Consider the following 20,008-nt stretch of genomic DNA (forward strand, 5'->3'; position numbering starts at 1 on the left):
CCTCACATGAACGGGTGCGGAGCCGGGTTGAGCTCCGCAGCCGTCAGGTCGTCGGCACGCAGCCCGGCGCTCCGCAGCGCGGTGCGGGCCCTGGGCATGCCGGGGGCCCGGTGCCGCCGGGCCCCGAAGTCGAGCGGGAGCAGCCCGGGCACCAGTACCCGCACCACTCGGGTGGCGACCGCCCGCTGTTCCGGTCCGGTCTGATCGACGACAACCGTGTCGAAGCCCCGCGCGGCGAGCAGGTCCCGGCAGTGGCGCACGGCGGCGGACAGATCGCCGGCGGGTGGTGCGGCTCCGTCCCGGAAGGCCGCGGCCGGTGGCCGTGCCCGGTCGTCCGGGCCGAGGAGGAACGCGGCGTGCCGCTCCATCTCCGGCAGACCGTACAGCGCGGCGTGCTCGGACAGTTCGCGGACCAGGGAGAAGTCCCGTGCCATGGCGCGCAGCCGGTCGAGGTTGTCCAGCGTGCGCTCGGGAAAGCCCGACAGATAGCTGGCGACCTCGCGTACGGCCGACTCGGCGGCGCGCTCCGGGTCGAGCGCGGCGGCGGAGGACAGGCACAGCGCCCCCGGCCCGCCGTCCTCGCGGGTCGCGACGGCGGTCACGACGGGAACGGGCAGATCGATCCGGTTGTCGAAGAGCCGGAGCCGATAGCCGCCGCGCCGCATCCGCTCGGCGAGGAGCCGGGTCGCCGGGGACCGGCGGCCGTCCACCGCGATCCGCGGCAGCCGGGCCCGTCCGAGCCAGGCCACCAGGAACGCGTCCCGCTCCACGAGCTCCAGCAGCCCGTGCAGCACGGCCTCCTCCACGCACGAGCCGCCCGCGCAGCCGCTGGAGGTCCCGGCGGCGAAGAACGGGCCGGGACCGGCCGACCGGTAGTGGACCAACTGCTCGGGAACCAGCACCGGCCGCTCGTCCCGCAGCGACCAGCCCCACAGCCACGGCAGGACGAGGTCCTCGTCGTACGGCGCGAAGTGCGGCGGCGCGCCGTCGAAGAACGCCGCCGGCGGGAGTCCGCACTCGCGCGGGTCCACGGACGGGTGACGGAGCGCCGAACGAGCGGCCAGGATCCGCCCGGGTCCGCCCTCGCGCAGCCCCGCCAGCCGCTCCAGCCCCTCGCACAGGGCCAGGGCCGCGCTGTCCCGGTAGGTGTCGGCGTGCCCGCTCCAGTGGACGTCCATGAGGCGGGGTGTGCCGCGTACCGCGAAACGTCCACCGGCCGGGGCGGTGTTGGCCGCTTCCCGGTCCGGCCGTACCCCCGTGCCGAGTGCGCCGCAGACGGGGTTGGCGAGCGCGTCGGCGGCCCGCTCCGGCACCGCCTCGGCGGCGCTCAGCAGCCGGGCGGTGCCGGGGCGCGGGACGAGACCGGGCCGCAGCCGGACGGCGCTGCGCGCGGGGTCCACGGCAGCCCGCTCCCCCGCCCCGCACCGGGGACACGCGGGGTCGGCCAGCAGCCGGACACGCTCCACGCGGAGGGTGTCGAGCGCGAGCCGGTGCACGGTGCCGGTCGGGGGCGTGCCGGTACCGGGCGTGGTCGGCTCCTCCCGGCGCACGGTGTCGAGTGCGGCTCTCGCCAGGTGGGCGAGCATGTCGAGGGCGAAGGGGGTCAGATACGGGTTCGGGGCCGCCGCATGGACGCGGGCCCGAGGCCCGAGTTCCAGCGCGTCGCGCTCGACGGCGGGGCGGAGGGCCTGCCAGCGGGTCGCCACACAGTGGAAGCACGGATGGCCCGGGAGCGGCTGCGGCGGGCCGAGCGGCCCCAGCAGGGCGTAGTTGCCGTGCAGTTGGACGGGGACGAGTGTCGCGCCGGGCGCGGGGGCGGGCGGCCGGTCCGGCTCCGCGTAGGCGTCGCGCATCCCCAGCAGCCGTACGTGGACGGACAGCGGCTGCTGCGCGGCGTCGTGCAGACGGGAGGCCAGCGCGCGCTCGACGCGCAGCCGGTCGGCCTCGGGCAGTCCCTCGGTGGCGGTACTCACGCCGGTGCCTCCCGCGGCCTGCGCAGCAGCACGCGTACGGTCTCCACGCCGCCCGCACGCAGGTCGGGAGGGGTCGTCAGGACGACGAGGGCCTTTTGTCCGCGCTCCGCCGACATCCGCCTCGACCGGTGCTTCCCGGCCGTCGGCTGCTCCGCGGCTGTCGCCTCGGCCGCCGGTTCGGGCGCCGGTTCGGCCGCCGGTTCGGGCGCCGGTTCGGCCGCCGCCAGCAGCGCCGGTGCGTCGATGCCCGGCACCAGGGGGTCGCCCAGGTCCGTTCGATCGCCGTGCGCCGCGAGTTGCAGCGTGCCGACCAGATCGCGGAGGGCGTGTGCGACGGCTTCGGCGCGGGTTGTGCCATAACCGAGCGCCTCGGCGGCGTGGGTGGGTCCGTCACCGGCGAGGGCGACGACCGCATGTGCGGGTGCGGCGCCGGGAAGTTCGAGAAGGGTGACCTGCCGGTCGAGGTGGGCGGCGGCGCGGAACAGGAATCCGCAGTCGTCCTCGGCTGCCGCGTCCCCGGACGGCGCCGGAAGCACGCGCGGCGCTGCTTGCGCGCGCAGCGCCGCCACGACACCCTCGCGGGCGAGCGCCGACAACAGGCCCCGGCGGGCCGCTGCGTCGAGGGTGGCACCCGCTCCGGCACCGGCACCGCCCGGTTCGAAGCGGCCGTCCGGGTCGAGCGCGCCGCCGGGATGCACGGCCGCCGCCGGGACGGCGACCGTCCGGCCGTGCCCGGGAGCCGCGCCCTGCGTAGGCTCCCACTCCCACGCTCTCAGCCACGGCCCCTCGGCGGCGCGCTCGTCCGCCCCGCCCGGTGCCGACGCGCCGCCGGCGCCGTCGGTGTCGCCGCTGTCGCGGATGCCGCTCCAGTTGCTCAACTCGGCGCCGGGCACCCGCTCCACCGCCCCGTCCGCGAGGTACGGTGCGGCGCTGCGCGGCAGGCCGTGCGCGTGCAGCAGCCTCTCGTACACCAGAGCGGCCGAGTACCGGGCGGTGGTCCTGGCGTCGGCCTGGGTGCCGAGGGCGAAGGCGGTGACGGAGCGGGGACGTACGGCGGACGGCCCGGGTGCCGCGACCTCGATACGGGCGGCGCGAACCGGTGACTGCGGCAGCGCGTCGTCGGCGTAGCGCCGGAAGACCCCCGCGTACGCGCCGAACAGCACCCCCTCCCCCGCCGGGTCGGCCCCGTCCCGGACTCCGGAAGCGGTCCGTGGGCCCGCCCCGCCCCGTGCCGTCCTCGGTGCCGGGCCGCACGCCGCACAGTCCGGGTGCGCGAGCAGCGTCTCCCGCGAGGTCGCCAGTGTCGTACGGTCCTGGAGGACCAAGGCGCCGGTGCACTCAGCCGGGAGGGCTCCCGTGCGGTATCGGAAGACCTCGAAGGCGAGCATCGTCCCGAGCATGCGCCCGAGCTGCGTGGCCGGACCGGTGGCCGACCGCCCGGTGTGGACTGCCCGCAGCAGCGCCGCGGCGTCGGTCGGCTCCAGGTTGGCGGCGAGCCGCAGCACGGCGCACTGCCAGCAGCCCGCGACCTGCCGACCGCCGCCGTTCCCCTCGTCGCCGTCGCCGTTGCCACCGCCGCCGGCACCACCGTCACCGCTGCCGCCGTCATCCCCGCGTCCGTGCACCAGCGGCCCGAGCACGGCACTACCGTCCAGCACCGTCAGCGGCAGCAGTGCCGGGCCGCCGTCGAGCGCCGCGCGGTTGCGGCGGGCGAGCTCGCCGTATCCCGTACCGCACGCGACGACGACATCCGCTGCGGCGGCCACCTCCCCCGGTCGGCCGCCGTCCTCCTCCGCCGCAACCACCTCCACCTCGGCTTCGCACCGCGCATCGCGCAACGCGGCACGCTCCAGCAGGAGTTGGCGCGGCGGCTGCTGATACGGGCCGGTGAGCGCGACGGTCCGCAGCCCGTTGCGCAGCAGGGTCACGCCGCAGCTCTCCGCCACCGGGCCGTGGCCCGCGATCAGCACGCGGGTGGCGCGGAAGCGGGCGAAGGCGGCGGTCGCGCCTCCGCCGAGCCGGTGGTCGAGGTAGCCGAGCTGGTCGGCGAAGCGGTCCCGGACGGCCTCGGGCAGCTGTGAACTCCCCTGTCCGGACGGGACTTCCTCCGGCCGTACGTCCTGCGCCACCCCGCGCGCCAGCAGCGTCCGCACCATCGCGGTGACGGTGGCGCGGCGCTCCTCGGGCAGCCCGTGGCACAGTTCGGCCAGCGTGTGGGCACCGGTCAGGTGCGGTGCGAGGCGGCACATCCACCGGTAGGCGGTACGCCCCTTGAGCACGAACCGGCCTTCGGGGTACTGGAGGAGGACACCGTCGTCGGTCGCCGTGAACAGCGCGTCCGCCCGCAGTCTGGGGCGTACGTCGTGGGTGGGGTCCACGTAGCGGCCTCCCGCGCACTGCGCGCACACCGGGCACGACCGCCCTCGCGCGCACGTTGATCGTACGGATGGTGAGCAGGGACGCTACCCGGTCATCCGGCGCGGTGTCAGCGAAGATCGGAAGAAGATCGAAGATTCGAACAGCGGCCCCCTGCGCGACCGCGGAGGACCGGGAGCGGGGGCACCCGAATGAGGCGGGCACCGACCCGCGGCTGCTCATGGCGATCCTCTACGGCGAGGCGTAGAAGCCGCACCGCCCGAAGCTGGAGCGCTCCTGTCAGCGAATCAAGCCGGACGCCTCGTCCGGCATCGCCAACATGCACCGGGCGGCCTTCAACGCGCCAAGCGGGGCCGCGACTTCGCCTCCCGGCGCTGGGAGGAGCCGGCCGACGACCGCGATCTCGCGCTGCGCGCCGCGGCCTGGCATCTGCACGACCTCGCGACGACCCACCCGGCGGCCGGCTTCGCCAGGAACCCGGCGAGCATGCCCGCCGCGCCAATCCGGGCACCAGCCAGCGCGGCTGCACGACCGTGGTCTCCTTCTCCTGTACTTCCATGCTTCCGAGTCTCGCGACCGGCCGCCACCGTGGCGTCAGCCGAAGGTCTGCAGCGCCGGTCCTGGGTCCGGGTTTCGCCATGGTTGGGGCAGATCCTGGTGCATGGCATGCCCTCGAAACAATGGCGAGACACTGTCGAAACTTTTCGGTGCGGGTGTGACGGGTGATACGGGCTGCGCGCAACGGCTTCCGCCGGATCCCGGCCCTGGGGGCCAGCGGGCTTCGCGGGTCATGGGGACGGTCATGGCAGGGGCTGGTGCTCCACTCGGAACTCCGGGTGCAGCCGCCGCCTGTGGTCCACCGTGCGCGCCTCACCGGTGAGCCGAAGCCTGGCTGTCAGTCGCGGGTCGGTGCTGGAGGCGCTGAGCCGCAGGTGCAGTTCGCCGGGTTCGACGACGCGACGCCCGTCGCGGCCCGTGAACGACGCGACGTCGGCCGGTACGGTCACCCGCACCCGCGCCGCCGCACCGGGCGCCAGCTCGAGACGTACATAGCCGACGAGGCGCTGCACTGGCTGGACGACCGAGGCGACGGGATCGTGCAGATAGAGCTGGACGACCTCGGTGCCGGTGCGTGTGCCGGTGTTGCGTACGGTGCAGGCCAGCGCGAACTCACCGTCCGTACCGGCCTCTTCCGCTGCCACGTCGAGCTGTGACCAGGCGAAGGTGGTGTAGGTCAGTCCGTGTCCGAAGCCGAAGGCCGGTGCCGGGTCGACGCTGGAGACGTCACTGGTGTGGCCGAGCCGGGCTGCGAGATAGGTGGCGGGCTGCGCGTCGGGCAGCTTCGGCACGCTGACGGGCAGCCGTCCCGAGGGGGCGACCCGTCCGCTGAGGACGGAGGCGAGTGCCCGCGTTCCCTCCTCGCCGGGAAAGAAGGTCTGTACGACGGCGGCTGCCCGTGCAGCCGCGCTGCCCAGGGCATAGGGGCGGCCGGCCAGGAGTGTGACGATGACCGGTTTTCCTGTGTCCAGGAGCGTGTCGAGCAGTTCTTGCTGGGCCCCGGGCAGGGCCAGGGAACCGGCGTCGCAGCCCTCGCCGCTGGTGCCCCGGCCGAAGAGTCCCGCCCGGTCCCCCAACGCGGCGATCACCAGGTCGGCTCCGCGAGCCAGCTGTGCGGCATCAGCGAAGCCGTCCGTGTCGCGGCAGTCGACACTCGTGCCCGGCGCGCTGACGATCTCGCTGCCGGTGAACTCGGCCGCCAGGGCCTCGCGCACGGTCGGCAGGTCGATGCCGAGCGGTTTGTGCGGGTGCTGGGCGCCGACGTGGACGGGGAAGGAGTAGCAGCCGAGCACCGCTGTCGGCACGTCGGCGTTGGGTCCGATGAGCGCGATGCGGGCCGGCGCGGCATCCGCCGTGAGGGGCAGTGTGCCGTCGTTGTGGAGCAGGACGACGGCACGCTCGGCGACGCGGCGTGCCAGCGCGCGGTTGGCGGGGGTGTCGAGATCTACGGTGCCGCGCGGGTCCGCAGCGTCCGTGCCCGCGTCCGGCCTGTCCGAGTCCACTTCGGCGGCTGCGGCCGTCCCGGCGAGCGCGGGCGGCACCGGGTCCCAGTCCGCGTCGAGGAGGCCCAACTGGGCTTTCTGAGTCAGGACCCTGCGCGCTGCCCTGTCCACGAGGGCTTCGGGTACGAGACCGTCTCGGACGGCGCGGTGCAGCGGCTCGCCGAAGGCCTTCACGGTGGGGAGTTCCACGTCGACCCCGGCCGTGAGTGCCCGCGCTGCGGCTTCGCCGAGGCTGCCCGCGACGCCATGCAGCGTTTTGAGGAACGCGATCCCGAAGTAGTCGGCGACGACGGTCCCGTCGAACCCCCAGGTTTCGCGGAGCAGCCCGGTCAACAGACGTTCGTCGGCCGCCGAGGGGATGCCGTCGGTGTCGGTGTAGGCGTGCATCACCGACCGTGCGCCGCTCTCGCGTACGGCCATTTCGAACGGCGGCAGGATGACATCGGCGCGCTCGCGGGGCCCCATGGCGACGGGCGCGAGGTTGCGCCCCGCGCGGGAGGCGGAGTATCCGGCGAAGTGTTTGAGGGTGGCCATGACCCCCGCGGACTCCAGTCCGCGTACGTAGGCAGTCCCGATGGTGCCGACGAGGTAGGGGTCCTCGCCGATGGTCTCCTCGACGCGGCCCCAGCGGGCGTCGCGCACGACGTCGAGGACCGGGGCGAGGCCCTGGTGGACGCCGACCGCACGCAGGTCACGGCCGATCGCCGCGGCCATGTCCTGGATCAGCGCGGGGTCGAAGGTGGCGCCCCAGGAGAGCGGCACGGGGTAGGCGGTCGCGCCCCAGGTGGTGAAGCCGGCGAGACATTCCTCGTGAGCCAGGGCCGGGATGCCGAACCGGTTCGCACCGGCGATCCTGCGCTGGGCCCGCAGCAGCGCGACGGCGCCCAGCGCGGCGTCGACAGGGGCTGTCCCGAACGGCCGGGTCAGCTGTCCCAGTCCGTGCGGGAGCAGGTCATCGAGCTGGACGGGGTCTTCCATGTCGTGCTGGTGCGGGGCGACCTCGGCTCCTTCGTCGGTGGTGCCGACCCACACCCCGACGAGCTGGGCGGTTTTCTCCTCCAGTGTCATCTCGGCGAGCAGGGCGTCGGCCCGCTCCTGCGGAGTGCGGCACTTGTCCCTCCACAGCGGGACATGGGACTCCTCGGGGCGTGCGGTCTCTACTGTCACGTGGCCGGTCACTTTCCTCCGACGCCCATCAGCCCCTTGACCAGGGCACGGCGGGCGAACAGATAGACGAGCAGGATGGGAAGCATGGACAGGACGACCGCGGCGAACAGACCCGGGGTGTCTACTCCGTGTTCGGTCTGGAAGTCGTAGAGCCCCATCGTGATCACCTTCGTCTCCGCCGACTGGGTGAGCACCAAGGGAAAGAGGAATCCGTTCCACGCCTGGAGCGCGGAGAAGACGACGATCGTCGACAGGCCACCGCGGGACAGTGGCAGCACCAGACGGAAGAAGATCCGCCAAGGTGAGGCGCCGTCCACGGTCATGGCCTCGTACAGATCGGGGGTGATGTCGCGCATCGTCCCCGTGAGGACCAGCGCGCACACCGGCATCGCGAAGGCGGCGGTCGGCAGGATGACGCCGACGAGGTTGTCGTAGAGCCCCGCCTTGCTGATGACGTAGAACATGGGCACGATCACGGCCTGCGACGGGATGGCGAGGCCGAGCAGGAAGAGCCGGAAGACGGTGTTCGTCAGCCGGCTGCGGCTGCGGACGATGGCGTAGGAGAGCGGGGGCACCAGGAGCAGGACGATGCCCACTACGCACACGGTGACGATCAGAGTGTTCAGGAAGTACTGCCCGAAGCCGCTCTCCGTGTTGTCGAGGTTCTTGAGGTAGTTGTCGAGCGTGAAGCTGTCCGGCAGCGCCAGTGGACCGTTCTCGGCATAACCGGAGCGCGACTGGAACGTGGCGGTCAGCATCACGTACAGCGGCAGCCCGACCAGGAAGAGCCACACCAGGGACCCGAAGCCGGCGAGGTAGTTGGGACGGCGCTTGATCACAGGCCCTCCATCGTGCTGCGCATCTTGCCGTAGCCCGACAGGCGCACCATGATCAGCGAGATGAACGTGGCGACGAGGACCAGAAGCACACCGATCGCCGAGGCGGTTCCGTAGTCGAAGCTCTTGAAGGCCTGCTGGTACATGTAGAAGGCGCTGATGGTGGTGTCGGTGCCCGGGCCGCCCTGGGTGAGGATGAGGACGGTTTCGAAGGTCGTCAGGCCGCCCACCACCATCAGGATCATCGAGGTGATGATGCTGTTGCGCAGCTGAGGCAGCGTGATGTGGAAGAACTGCCGCACGGTGCCCGCGCCGTCGATCCGCGCCGCCTGGTAGAGCACCTGCGGCACGGCGCGCGCCGCGCCCTGGTAGATGAGCGTGTGCAGCGGGGTGAACTGCCAGGCGCTGACGAAGACGAGGACGCCGATGGCGCTGCTCTGCACGCCGAACAGGTTGCCGTCGCCGAACAGCCAGGACGCCTGCGCCGGCACCCCGAAGTTGGGGTCGAGTACGGCGCGCCACAGTACCGAGACGGCGGTCGCTGACAGCAGCAGCGGCACGAAGTAGATCGCCGACAGGACGGCCCTGTTGCGCTGGTGGCCTGCGGCCCAGACGCCGAGCAGGATGCTGAGCGGGGTCTGGATGGCGACCCCGAGCACCGTGAGCAGAACGCTGAGCCAGAGGCTCTTGAGCATGACGGGGTCGTCGAACAGCTTCTTCCAGTTGTCGAGTCCGACGAACTCCGGTTCGCTCAGCCCGTCCCAGCTGCTGAGGGAGAGCGCAGCGACCAGGACGAGCGGGACGAGCGCGAACAGGGCGAAGAAGGCGGCGGCGGGTACCGCCCAGGCGGAACCCGGGCGGCTGGTCCCGGTGCCGGCGCCGGTGCCGGAGCGGCCTGGTGGCCGTCCGCCCGATGCTGCCTGGCGGCGTTGCGTGGCGGGTGGGGTGAGGCTGGTGGTCGTCATGGCGTGATCCAAGTCAGGGGGCCGGCGCGCGGTCAGGAGGTGGGCAGGGCCTGCATCGCCTTGATGAAGCCGTCCTCGTCGAGCCCTCCGTTGAGGAACCGCTGTACGGCCTGGTACATGGATGTCTTCGCCTTCTGCGGGTACGCCTGGTCCCAGGAGAGCTGGAAGTCCGGGGCCTTCTTGACCAGGTCGTACTGGAAGTGCGCGAAGCGGGGGCTGGCGGCGGTGTCCAGGAACTTCTCGGTGTTCGTTGTGGTGGGCAGGTTGCCGACCCCCAGCTGTGCCTTGACGAACTTGTCCGAGTACTGGAGCTTCAGGAACTCCGCGACGGCCTCGGGGTGCTTCGTCTTCTTCAGGACGGAGTAGAAGTTGTTGGTGTTCCCGACGAGGTTCCGGGGGTCGCCCTTACCGCCTTCGACGGTGGGGAAGGCGCTGTAGCCGAGGTTCTTCTCGGCGAATTCCGGATGGGCGTCCTGCTGCGTGGCGTACTCCCATGAACCCATCAGTTCGAATGCCGCCTTGCCGTTGGCCAGGAGAGTGGGCGAGCCCTGGTCGGTGAACTTCACCGAGTCGTAGTTCGTGCCGAAGGCTCCGGCGTCGGCCAGGTCCCGGAGCATGCCGAGGGCTTTCCGGCTCCCGGCGCCGGTCCAGGCGTCCTTGTCCCCGTCGAGGGCTTTCCGGAACAGCCCCGGTCCTGCCACTCGGTCGTAGAGGTGCTCGAACCACATGAGGGTGGGCCACTTGTCCCCGCCGCCCAGGGCGATCGGTGTGACACCTTCCGCCTTCAGTTTTCTGACGGCGGCCAGCAGGTCCTCCCAGGTCTCCGGCTGCCGGACGCCGGCGTCCTTGAGTACCTTCTTGTTGCTGAAGAGCAGCACGGGCTGGGTGCCGCGCATGGGGATGCCGTACGCCTTGCCGTCCACCACGGCGCTGTTGAACACCGAGGGCAGGAAATTCTTCTTCAGGCCTGGGTCCTTGGCGATGAAGTCGTCCAGCGGCAGCAGCAGTCCCGCCTCGACGAACGGTTTGATGCTGCCGCCGCCCCAGTTGAAGAAGATGTCGGGCGCCTGCTTGCTGTTGATGATCGTCTGAAGCTTGGCCTGGTAGTCGGCGCCCGGGATGGTGTCCAGCACCGCCTTGACGTCCGAGGTCTTGTTGAAGTCGGCGACGAGCTGCTTCTCCACCTTGTTCGTGGCGTCGCCGTAGACCAGGACGTGGATCTTGCCGTCGTCCCCGCCCGCCGAGCCGGAGCCTCCCCCGCACGCGGACAGGGAAAGCATCAGGGCCAGGACTGCGCCACCGGCAGAGGACCTCGGGAACCGTGCGCGTCGCCTCATCGCATCGCCTCTCGAAAATATTTCGACGCTATCGCCGAAACTTATTGCGTCGGGACGCTAGAGTGCGGCTCGCAGAGGGTCAACCCCCACTCACTCAGTTACCAACTCGTTATGCTGCGGCGGGAGATGAGCGTGCCTTATGCTCCTCACCATGCGCGATGACGAGGAGTTGGGCCGCATCACCCTGGCCCAGGTGGCCGAGAAGGCCGGTGTCTCCATTTCGACAGTTTCGAAGGTGCTCAACGGGCGACAGGACGTCGCCACCCCCACACGGGTCAAGGTGGAGCGTCTGCTGGAGACCCATGCCTATCGGCGCACCACACGTGCGGCCCGGGAGGCACCCCTCATCGAGCTCGTCTTCCACGAACTCGACAGCATCTGGGCCATGGAGCTGATCCGCGGTGTGGAGAACGTCGCCAAGGCCCACCAAGCCAGCGTGGTGCTCACCGAGAGCGGCACCCGGCACGCTCCCGGCCCCGAGTGGATCGAGGGGGTACTGCAACGCAGGCCGCTCGGCGTGGTGCTCGTCTTCTCCGCACTTCCGGCCGAGGTCAAGCAGCAGTTGCACTCTCGTGCCATCCCGTTCGTCATCATCGATCCGGCCGGAGATCCCGACCCCGACGTGCCCTCGGTCGGCTCCGCGAACTGGAGCGGAGGGGTCGCGGCGACGCGGCACCTCATCGAATCCGGGCACCGCCGCATCGGCATCATCACCGGCCCCGACGACATGCTCTGCTCCCTGGCCCGCCTCGACGGATACCGCTCGGCGATGAGCATGGCGGGACTGGAGACCGACCCGGCCCTCGTCCAGTACGGGGACTTCCATGTCGAGGGCGGCTACGACCAGGCCATGAAGCTGCTCACCCTCCCCGAGCGGCCGACCGCCGTCTTCGCAGGCAGCGATCTTCAGGCGCTGGGCACCCTGGAGGCCGCACGGGTCCGCGGCCTGCGCGTCCCGCACGATCTTTCCGTGGTCGGCTACGACGACGTCCCCGTCGCCCGATGGTCCAGCCCGGCACTCACGACCGTGCACCAGCCGCTGCGGCAGATGGCCGAGGAGGCAGTCCATATGCTGCTGCGCCTGCGCGCACAGGAACCGGTGACCACCAGACTCGAACTGGCCACCAGCCTGATCGTCAGAAAGAGCACGGCACCGCCTCCGCATGAGTGAGCTCGGCAAGGTGAGAGGCTGTTGCACCACGCGCGCAGCTAACACTTCATGTTCGGCCGCACGGCGCGTCGGTGACAACTCTCAGTGCGGCGAGCTGCCCGCCCGGCCTTGGCGGACGTACAGTTCCGAGCGACTGCCGGTGATATTTCCAACGCGCTGTCGCTCGCGCGCTCTTCACAGTCGTGACGTTCTGTCCAGGCTCCCCGATCAGCACCGCCTGTGCGCCGTGACCGTGCGACGCTCGAAGGGACTGGCATGTTCCTGATCGCGGACAGCGACATCCCGCCGATCTTCCGCCCCTTGTACGGGCTACCCGGTCGGGCACCGCTGGGAACATGTACCTGGTGTCACGCTCATCGAGGACGCGGCCCACTTGGCACCGCCGGACGGCGAAGGAGCGAACTGGGCGCTCTTCGACGCAGGGCAGCTCGGCGGCGCCATCGCCGAACAGCCCAGGAGATCGACGCGGCCACCCGCGCCTATGAAACCGCGCTCTTCCCCAGGAACATCCACACCACAACCGCAGGCATTGGACATGGCGCTGCCCTCGAAAGCGGCCCACCGGTCGGGGTCGTCGGAGTCGCGGGCGACCACGAACTCGTCTGGGTGCGGCTCTTCTGAAGGGAAGGGCCTCGACAGAAACCTCTCCAGCAACCGGCCGTTAGGGTGGGCGCCGTCCACTGGTGGCGGTCCTGGGAGGCCGGGCGTGACATCGATTGATCGCAGTGAGTCCACCCCTTCGTATGGCGACGATGGGCGGTTCGGCGCCTACCAGGCGTCGGGGCTTCCCTCGCGTGGCCGGATCGCCTGGGTGGCCAGGACTGAGTCCCCGGTGCTTGCTTCGCCGACGCTCGCGGGTGACATGTTGCTCGTCGCCACTGCGGGGAGCACGGAAGTCGGCGGCGCGCTGCACGCCTTCGACGCGCGTACCGGTGCTGAACGCTGGCGCCATATGTACCGGGACCGCACGGAGGAGGTTTCGGAGGACGATGACGATGACTGGCTCGTTGATGTAGACGACGATATTCCGGGTGTCATTGCCGCCCCAGCAGTCTGGGGGCCATGGGTATTCGTGGAGGAATGGCGGACGTCGCGCTGGATTCACGTGCACGATCTGCATTCCGGAGAGATCGTGCACACCATCAAACGGGGAGGTACCCCGACCGTTGTCGGCGACCTGCTCCTCATCCATGAAGCCGAGGCCGGGGCTCGGGCGGTGCGGCTGCCGGAACTGACAGAGGTCTGGTGCGGCGCGCGGTTCGAGAGCGGCGTGGAGTCCTGTAACTGGCTGCGGGCGTGCCCGGCGGTTGGTCCGGACGGGATGGCTTATGCGGCACTTGGCGCGGGGTGGGGTATCGAGCAGTCCGGGATCGTCGGATTCAACCCGGCGACGGGCAGGGTGCTGTTCGAGCAGAACGGCTGGGAGGAGACGTGGTTCGCCTTCGCGCATCCGGTGGTCGCCGACGGCCTGGTGTGGACGACGGAGGGCGACGCCGTGGTGGGCATGGACCCGAGGACAGGCGAGCGCCGCCGTGTGCACCGGCCGATGGCTGGGATGACCGGCGAGCGGGGGCCGGCCATAGCCGATGGCATGGTCTTCGTTCTCGACAGGCCGAGGCCGGGTCCCTTCACTGATGACAAGCACCTTCAGGCCATCGACAGTGTGACCGGCGATCTGCTGTGGTCGGTACCCCTCACCCCGGAGCGGCCGTTCGAGTCGCTGCAGGTGGTGGGCTCGCCCGTGGTGGCCGGAGGCACGGTCTATTGCGCCGATGCTTCCGGCGTGGTCCGCGCGTTCGGTACCGGAAGCGGCGAGGCCCGCTGGAGCGTGGAGACCGGCCATCCGATCGACAGTGTCTTCCACCACGTTCTGCTGGGTGAGCAGGGCGAGAAATGGTTCTCTGAGGAGGCACAGGCCATCCTGCCGGGCGAGGGAATGCTCTACGTCCGCACCGGCGCGGGAGTGGTGGCTCTTCGCGATGACGGTGAGCGTCCATCATGACGGCCTTGGGCGAGGGGCAAGGCGTGACGACCTGACAGGCCGAGGGGCACTGTTCACTTCAGGGGAAGAGGTGATCAAGCCGTCAGGTCGTATTCCTGCTGGTCGAGCGTGGGACAAAGGGCTGCTGTTCGCGGGCGGGTACCTGCCTGCGGGCTCGCTGCCCCATCCTCCGCAGTTTTGCTCCCCTTGGTGTGCGTCACAGTCCCTGGGTGCGGCCACCAGCGGTTGAGCGGACGTCGGCACGATCACGCACGCGCACAGGGCTGAGCGGCGACGCCAGCGGCCGCCGCACTGCGGCTTCATCGATAGCCTTGTCAGCTCCAGGTGCAGGATCGCTCCTGCTCTTCACGCCGATCGGTAGTCGAGCACCTCCTGATGCGGCGGCGCGGCCAATTGCCGTGCCGCCGCATACAGCCGATGGGAGGGAAACGGATCACAGACCATCCGCGAGTCCGGTGAGGAAGTCGGCGTTGGCCGCGATGTCGTGACCGAGGGACGATCTGGTGGTACGGCAGAGCGGCGAGGCGGGCGGTGACGGTGGTGCGGGCCGGGTCGCTGCCACCGCCGCTGATGCCGTGGGCGAGGCCGAAGTGGCCGGGGTAGCGGTCCTCTGTGGCACCGGACGCGAAGTCCTCCTCCCCCAGCGTGCGCGCTCCGTCGGCCAATGCCGGGGTGGCGGCGAGGTCGATACGGTCGAAGGCAACGGCGGTGGTGTGCTCGGGCGGGTGGACGACCGACCCGGTCAGCCAATTCGCCGAGGCTTTCGGCCCCGGTCGGGGCGGGCGTGCACGGCTGCGGCCGTCGGTGGGGTGACCCAAGAGCGACCTTGCGTTTCACCTCACCGCCGTGGGCCCCGGTATCTGCCGTCTTCTTCGCGTCCGGCCCCGACGGCACGCTCAAGCCGGGCGCTTGCGTCATCACCGTCGATGGGAAAGAAGTCGCGGACAACCAGGGCGGCAAGTCCGACAAGGGCTGCAAATACAAGGTGCGATGAACCGAAAGAGCCTCCCTCGGCCGGTCCGCGTGTCGGCAGGCGAGGGGACCGGCCGCCCCGGCGCCCCGCACGCCTGAACGTCCTGACCGGACGTCAGAAGTATCAGGGGAATACGAGCGCCGACACACCGTACGGGCGCGGGCCGGGTGCCGACGTCGGCGGGTTGGATCCGCTTCGGAACCGCGATTGCAGTCTATGGGTGTCGGTTCGTCCCCCTCCGAGCACACAGCAGAGGCACTGTCGTGCCCTGCCAGCAGCGAGGCGACCGACCCGGCGTGCAGCAGCGCGGGTAGGTGTGCGTTCTCCACCTCGGTGAGGGCGCTCGTCATCGCCTGCGGTTCAGGGCGCCGCACAGGTGCTGGTCAGGCGGGGTCGGCCCCTCCGGCACGATGCGGCTGTGCAGGGGCCTGGACGCCGGCTCGCCCGGCGCAGCACGCTGAGGGGATGAGCGACGAGAGCGAGGACGGCGGCGGGCTGGACCGGGTCGAGGCCCTGCCCCTGTAGACGGAGGCGCTCAAAGGGAAGAGACGTCAGCGTGTATGAACGGCCTTCCACTGTGAGGGCGACAGAGCGGTTCGCCCCGGTGGCCTGACCTCACCCGCATTTCTCTTCGGTTGACGCCTGTTCTCAGATGTCTGGGGTGGCCCGTCGCGAACTTTTTCAGGGGCGGTGCTAGGGCTCTCTGTGGTGGGATGCGTCGCATGAGTGAGTCGTCTCTGCGTGACCGTATCGAGCGGTACTACGCGACCGTTCCGCTGTTGTTCTCCAAGACCGAGAAGTTCGGCAGCTTGTACCTCTTCGTCCGTAAGGAAGCGGGTAGCCCGTACTACGGCGGTCCGAATCATGCCCGCCCCGTCTCAGCCTCCGTGACACCCACTGCTGGCGACATCGCCCTGGTCCGCGCTCGGCAGCGCGAGCTCGGCGTGCCGGAATCCTTCGAGTGGCTTGCCGAGGCGACGCCATCAATGCGCGGCCGCATCGTGGAAGCGGGGCTCCCCGTGGCCGAACGCCCGCTGATGGTCCTCGACTCACACCACCGGCTGCCCCCTCAGTCCGTGCCCGAGGGCGTCAGCATCCGTTCCCTGGGGGCCGACGACCCGGCCCTGTCAGCCGTTCTCGCCCTCCCTGAGCTGGCGTTCGGGGACGAGGGCACGGCGGTGGGGCCGACAGGCCGCGCGGAATTGGAGTCAGCGGCCAGAAGACTCACAGCGGATGGCACGGTAGCGACGATCCGGCCTTCCCTCCGCGCCGGCCACAAAACCCTCGTCGCCGCCTTCGCCCCAGACGGCACCCCGCTTGCCGCGGGCCACTATCACCCGGCGGAGAGCACCACCGAGATAGGTGGGATCGGCACCCTTCCTGTTGCTCGCCGCCAGGGCCTCGGCGCTGCCGTCATGGCAGCCCTGGTCGCCCACGCGCGCGACCGTGGCGTGCGCACCGTCTTCCTCGCCTACGCAGAAGAGACAGTCGCCCGTATCTACGCTCGCCTGGGATTCCGCCTGGCCGGTACCACCTTGCTGATCGCCAATCAGCCGGCCCGGGGCCAATAGGGACCAGGAACATGAAAGCGGAGAATCAGCCACCGTCTCCGATTCCCAGGGCCTGGGTGCGGTCGAGGCCTCCAGCAGCATGATCACGGTGCACACGGTGACGGCATGGATGCGGTCCAGCAGGGCCATGTCCTCCAGCGCCCGGACGAGCCTCGCCTCCCCGTGGCCACCCGGTGGAGGACTGTCGCCGTCGCCAACTCGGCCTCCAGCGGTGCCAGAGCCGCCACCGCATCGAGGCGGCGCGCCGACATGGACGGCTCCCCCAGCCCGCCGAAGGCCTCGTCGTGGTCGAGGCCCAGCCAGACCAGGGGGTCCTGCAGCGTTGCGCCGTGCCCCGCGCTGTCGTGAATACCCGCGCACGCCGTCTGCTTTGCCTGGTGTAGCACTGGGGTGCCCAGCCCCCGTACGGCCGTGGTCGGGCTATGTGCTGTTCTGCTCCCCCGCCGGAGCTGCCTGATCAGGGGATGCGGCTGCCTTCTCACGAGCTGCCTTCTCACGAGCTGTGATCAGAGCCTGGGCATGTTCGCTCATCCGGATGCTGAGCCTGCCGCAGGTCAGCAACACCGCGCCCGCGACGGCCGCGGGAACCGACACCCCCAGCAGCGCGACCGCTTCGGGCCAGTCCCGTTCATCCGCGCAAGGAGCCTCCAGCTTCTCCTCGTTGGCGGCCCCCTCGTCGGTGAACAGGCGCGGCTCACACTGCAGCGAACCACCCGTGGAGTGACGCTTCACCTCATACGGCATCGTCAGCAGAACACCGCACCACAGCCACAGCACCGTCGCCACGAACAGCAAGGCGATGCCCCAGTTCGCGATGAGGCGGCTGCGGTCACGAAACTGTGCCTGTAAGACATCCGGGTGCACGCCGCGGAACCTACCACCCCCTTGTGGCGGCTGTGCCCGGGTGGCGCAGCGTCTGCCGGGTCACCGCGTGCAACGCGGGCCGCTTGGGAGGATGCAGGGCGGCCGGAAGTTGCAACCGGCGCAGAGTGGCTCGGCGTGCCCGTCAGCGGCTGCCGCGTTCGTTGCGTTCGAGGTGGATGCCGGTGAAGGCCACGCCCTTTGCACGCAGGACCCCTGGGGGGCGAGTGGAGTGAGCGGAACTCCTCCCATGCCTCACGGACCTGGTGCCGGTCGGCTTCGCCCAGGAGGAACTCGGCACGGGCCCACGCGTCGCTGCCGGTCCGCACCAGGTGGGCGAGGCAGCGGACGTCGACCTCAGTCCCCATAGTCGTGCGGTGACGCTTCGACCCGGCCCGAGAGGCGCTGCCGTCCCAGATGTATGTGCAAGCCGATGGCCACTACCGCGATGACAGTCCCCGTTGCCAGGATTTTGAGGGCCGAGTCCCGCTGAGCGCTCCGGGCGGCGTCGCAGACGCGTGTGTGCGCGGCGACCGACTCCTCAGCAGCGGCAGGGCCACCATGGGCATCGCGGTAGTCGTCCACGTGACGTGTGGTTGGGGAAAGAAGGGAGCCGCACTCCGCATGCACGCTCGCCGTCGGGTCGGCGGGGTCTTCGTTTGCGTAGACATCGGTCAGGGCGAAGGTGAGCGAGACGAGGAGCAGCACTGCCGAGAGGCTCCACAGCACGGCCCCTACCGCCGGTCTTTCTCGCCGTGGCGCCTGTCCTGCCCTGGTCCGCGTCATCGCCCCTCGTCTCCCTGCTTCGCGCGTACTCACCGGCTCGCTTTCTGCGAAGGCGGGCCCCGGTGGCTCAGTCAGGCGTCGCATGGGTGAGGGTAGCCGCGGCCGGCGCCGGTGATACGGGTGCTGTGCAACGCCGGGGCGGGAGGCAGGAGATGAAGGGGCTGGGTGTGGCCGAAGAGGCCGAGAGCGGCGGCGAGGCACTGAGTGAGGCGGAAGCTCCGAGGGGCCAGGACGACCACGACGGGGTTGAAGCCTGGTCCCGGTTCCTGGGCCGCTCTGGCTCTGGCCGCAGTGGTGACCGTGGCGGCCCTGCTGTGGGTCCCGCTCAAGGAGGGAGGAGCACACGGCAGCGCCTCCTCCAGCGGGGCCGACGCATCCCGCTGCGCGTCGAACGCCACTCACCTGGCGTGCCGCCCACGGGTACTGAAGGGGCTCGGCAGCAGCCCGGGTAGGTCTCCGTGGCCGTCCGTCGGGCTTGGCGTCTTCCTCCCGGCCCAGGGCGGGGCGGCCGCTCGGCCGGCTGAAATCCACCCGGCCGAGCGGTCAGCGCTGGGGCAGTTGCGTCGGCGATGCCCCGGGGGGCGGTCAGCGGTAGCGCAGTAGGCGGAAGCCGCAGGCGTCCAGCGCGTTCAGGTCCGTCACCGGTTGCGAGGAGCTGTCGGTCAGAGCCGTGCGGCCCTCCGCTGTGCGGAAGGCGTTCAGTAGCAGGCCCACGCTTTCCCGGCCCCGTGCGTCGAGGCGCCGGACCCAGACGAGTGCGCGGGCGCCGGGCGGCAGGGTGGCCAGCTCGTCCAGTACTGCCGCGAGGTCGGTGTGCGTGGAGACCGAGCGCAGTTCGCCGAGCTGCTCCAGGGTTGGCGGTAGCCATGCGGCGGCGGTGGGGGTCGGGGGTGCCGGCAGGCTGTCGTCGCCGGGTTCGGCGCCCCGGTCCCAGGCTTCGAACCACTGCCACGGGTTGGAGTTGGGCAGGCTGAAGGGAGGGGAGACGTCCTTGGGCACGACGAGCGCGGCGTCGAGCATGCCCCGTCTCCAGTCGCCGCCGTCCAGGAAAGCCGTCGTGTTGCAGGCGAACAGCCAGCCGCGGCGCCGCTCGTCGTCGGGAGACGGCTCGATGAGTTCGACCGGTTCGCCGTAGGTGTGTGCCAGCCACGTCTCGGCTTTGACCACGGCTGTGGTGAAGCTGTCGGCGGGGCGCCGCCATGGAGGGGTGGGCGGGGTGGGAGGGGTGTGGGGCGAGGGGGGTCGGCGGGCGTATTTCAGGAACTTGACGCCTGTTGTCTCCAGCTGTGCCAGTCCGCCGGTCATACCGTCGAGGAAGACGACGTTCCCGTCGTTGTTGTGGACGTGCACAAGGTGCCCGGAGACCTCCACGCCGGCCGCCTGCCGCCGGATCCACACCACACCGCGGGTGCCCGGTCCCGACTCCTGCGTGGCGCGGATGACCTCGTCCCAATCGCCGCAGGTCAGCCGGTCGGCGCCGGGGAAGTACCGGCGGAGCAGCAGGTCCCACCAGCCCGGCGCCTCATGCGCGGGCGACCAGGGCAGCGGGACTGTCGGGGTGCCGGCCAGACCGCCCTCCACGGCGACGACACAGCCCCTCGCGTTGAGCCGGCGCGTCTGCTCCTCGACGGGGCGCGGCTTGCGCGTACGGGCGTATTCGGCCAGGTCGCCCCACAGGTCGTGGGAAGCGGGGTGGAAGGGGCTGGAGCCGTCCTTGGGTACGGCGATCGAGGCGGCCAGCATCGGCCTGCCGGGGTAGCCGGGCTGGGGCACTGCCCGGCAGGCGAAGAGCCGGCTCGCTTCGTCCTCGGCGACCGGCTCGTCCACCCGCAGTTCGACGAGCCCCCCGTAGGTGGCGCTCAGCCAGTCGAGGGCGGCGTGTCGTGCGTTGTCCTGGTTCACGTTTCTGTCCTGACCCGTTTGTCCCCGC

13 protein-coding genes are annotated in these 20,008 nt (G+C 70.7%); 4 read left to right on the forward strand and 9 right to left on the reverse strand.

Translation table 11 applies throughout. From position 1 onward, the window contains the following. Positions 1-2: 2 nt before the first annotated feature. The 6 genes from HC362_RS00275 to HC362_RS00300 all read right to left on the reverse strand — a co-directional run bounded on the left by HC362_RS00275 (position 3) and on the right by HC362_RS00300 (position 10,714). Entirely contained in the window at positions 3-1,973 is a 1,971-nt protein-coding gene (locus tag HC362_RS00275; RefSeq protein WP_243081640.1) for a TOMM precursor leader peptide-binding protein, read from the reverse strand. Continuing rightward, positions 1,970-4,351: a TOMM precursor leader peptide-binding protein gene (locus HC362_RS00280; protein ID WP_243081641.1), complete on the reverse strand. Its 2,382-nt coding sequence runs from the start codon at positions 4,349-4,351 to the stop codon at positions 1,970-1,972. Before HC362_RS00280 ends, HC362_RS00275 begins: the two co-directional genes overlap by 4 nt. Before the next feature lie 798 nt (positions 4,352-5,149). Further along, a complete protein-coding gene (locus HC362_RS00285) occupies positions 5,150-7,477 on the reverse strand; it encodes a glycoside hydrolase family 3 N-terminal domain-containing protein (RefSeq protein ID WP_243088293.1) in 2,328 nt (775 codons plus the stop codon). 107 nt (positions 7,478-7,584) lie between these two features. Further along, entirely contained in the window at positions 7,585-8,415 is an 831-nt protein-coding gene (locus HC362_RS00290) for a carbohydrate ABC transporter permease (protein ID WP_243081642.1), read from the reverse strand. Further along, entirely contained in the window at positions 8,412-9,377 is a 966-nt protein-coding gene (locus HC362_RS00295) for a sugar ABC transporter permease (RefSeq protein ID WP_243081643.1), read from the reverse strand. Before HC362_RS00295 ends, HC362_RS00290 begins: the two co-directional genes overlap by 4 nt. A 32-nt stretch (positions 9,378-9,409) precedes the next feature. Beyond that, complete coding sequence (locus tag HC362_RS00300) at positions 9,410-10,714, reverse strand: extracellular solute-binding protein (RefSeq protein WP_243081644.1); 1,305 nt, start codon at positions 10,712-10,714, stop codon at positions 9,410-9,412. Positions 10,715-10,853: 139 nt separating this feature from the next. Here HC362_RS00300 and HC362_RS00305 point away from each other — a divergent pair, with 139 nt between their 5' ends. The 4 genes from HC362_RS00305 to HC362_RS00325 all read left to right on the forward strand — a co-directional run bounded on the left by HC362_RS00305 (position 10,854) and on the right by HC362_RS00325 (position 16,431). Beyond that, positions 10,854-11,885 carry a LacI family DNA-binding transcriptional regulator gene (locus HC362_RS00305; protein WP_243081645.1) on the forward strand — a complete coding sequence of 344 codons (1,032 nt, stop codon included), beginning with the start codon at positions 10,854-10,856 and terminating at the stop codon, positions 11,883-11,885. Between the two features lie 706 nt (positions 11,886-12,591). Then, on the forward strand, positions 12,592-13,887 hold the full coding sequence (locus HC362_RS00315) for a PQQ-binding-like beta-propeller repeat protein (RefSeq protein WP_243081646.1): 1,296 nt from the start codon (positions 12,592-12,594) through the stop codon (positions 13,885-13,887). 826 nt (positions 13,888-14,713) lie between these two features. Further along, on the forward strand, positions 14,714-14,881 hold the full coding sequence (locus tag HC362_RS00320; protein WP_243081647.1) for a hypothetical protein: 168 nt from the start codon (positions 14,714-14,716) through the stop codon (positions 14,879-14,881). Between the two features lie 701 nt (positions 14,882-15,582). Further along, positions 15,583-16,431 (forward strand): GNAT family N-acetyltransferase, encoded by an 849-nt coding sequence (locus tag HC362_RS00325; protein WP_243081648.1) that lies wholly within the window; start codon positions 15,583-15,585, stop codon positions 16,429-16,431. A gap of 420 nt (positions 16,432-16,851) precedes the next feature. On the opposite strand, the gene HC362_RS00330 is transcribed toward HC362_RS00325, so the two are convergent. The 3 genes from HC362_RS00330 to HC362_RS00340 form a co-directional block, all read right to left on the reverse strand. After that, positions 16,852-17,295 (reverse strand): hypothetical protein, encoded by a 444-nt coding sequence (locus HC362_RS00330; protein ID WP_243081649.1) that lies wholly within the window; start codon positions 17,293-17,295, stop codon positions 16,852-16,854. Between the two features lie 354 nt (positions 17,296-17,649). Then, positions 17,650-18,000 (reverse strand): hypothetical protein, encoded by a 351-nt coding sequence (locus HC362_RS00335; RefSeq protein WP_243081650.1) that lies wholly within the window; start codon positions 17,998-18,000, stop codon positions 17,650-17,652. A gap of 663 nt (positions 18,001-18,663) precedes the next feature. Next, positions 18,664-19,980: a YrhB domain-containing protein gene (locus HC362_RS00340; RefSeq protein ID WP_243081651.1), complete on the reverse strand. Its 1,317-nt coding sequence runs from the start codon at positions 19,978-19,980 to the stop codon at positions 18,664-18,666. Positions 19,981-20,008 lie beyond the last annotated feature (28 nt).

It is taken from the genome of Streptomyces sp. 891-h, from assembly GCF_022760275.1.
In the GTDB taxonomy this organism is placed as follows: domain Bacteria; phylum Actinomycetota; class Actinomycetes; order Streptomycetales; family Streptomycetaceae; genus Streptomyces; species Streptomyces spirodelae.

Coding starts and splice junctions, on each gene's coding strand:
- HC362_RS00300 (WP_243081644.1), bottom strand. CDS start 10,714: ATGAGGCGACGCGCACGGTTCCCGAGGTCCTCTGCCGGTGGCGCAGTC.
- HC362_RS00295 (WP_243081643.1), bottom strand. CDS start 9,377: ATGACGACCACCAGCCTCACCCCACCCGCCACGCAACGCCGCCAGGCA.
- HC362_RS00285 (WP_243088293.1), bottom strand. CDS start 7,477: ATGACACTGGAGGAGAAAACCGCCCAGCTCGTCGGGGTGTGGGTCGGC.
- HC362_RS00325 (WP_243081648.1), top strand. CDS start 15,583: ATGAGTGAGTCGTCTCTGCGTGACCGTATCGAGCGGTACTACGCGACC.
- HC362_RS00305 (WP_243081645.1), top strand. CDS start 10,854: ATGCTCCTCACCATGCGCGATGACGAGGAGTTGGGCCGCATCACCCTG.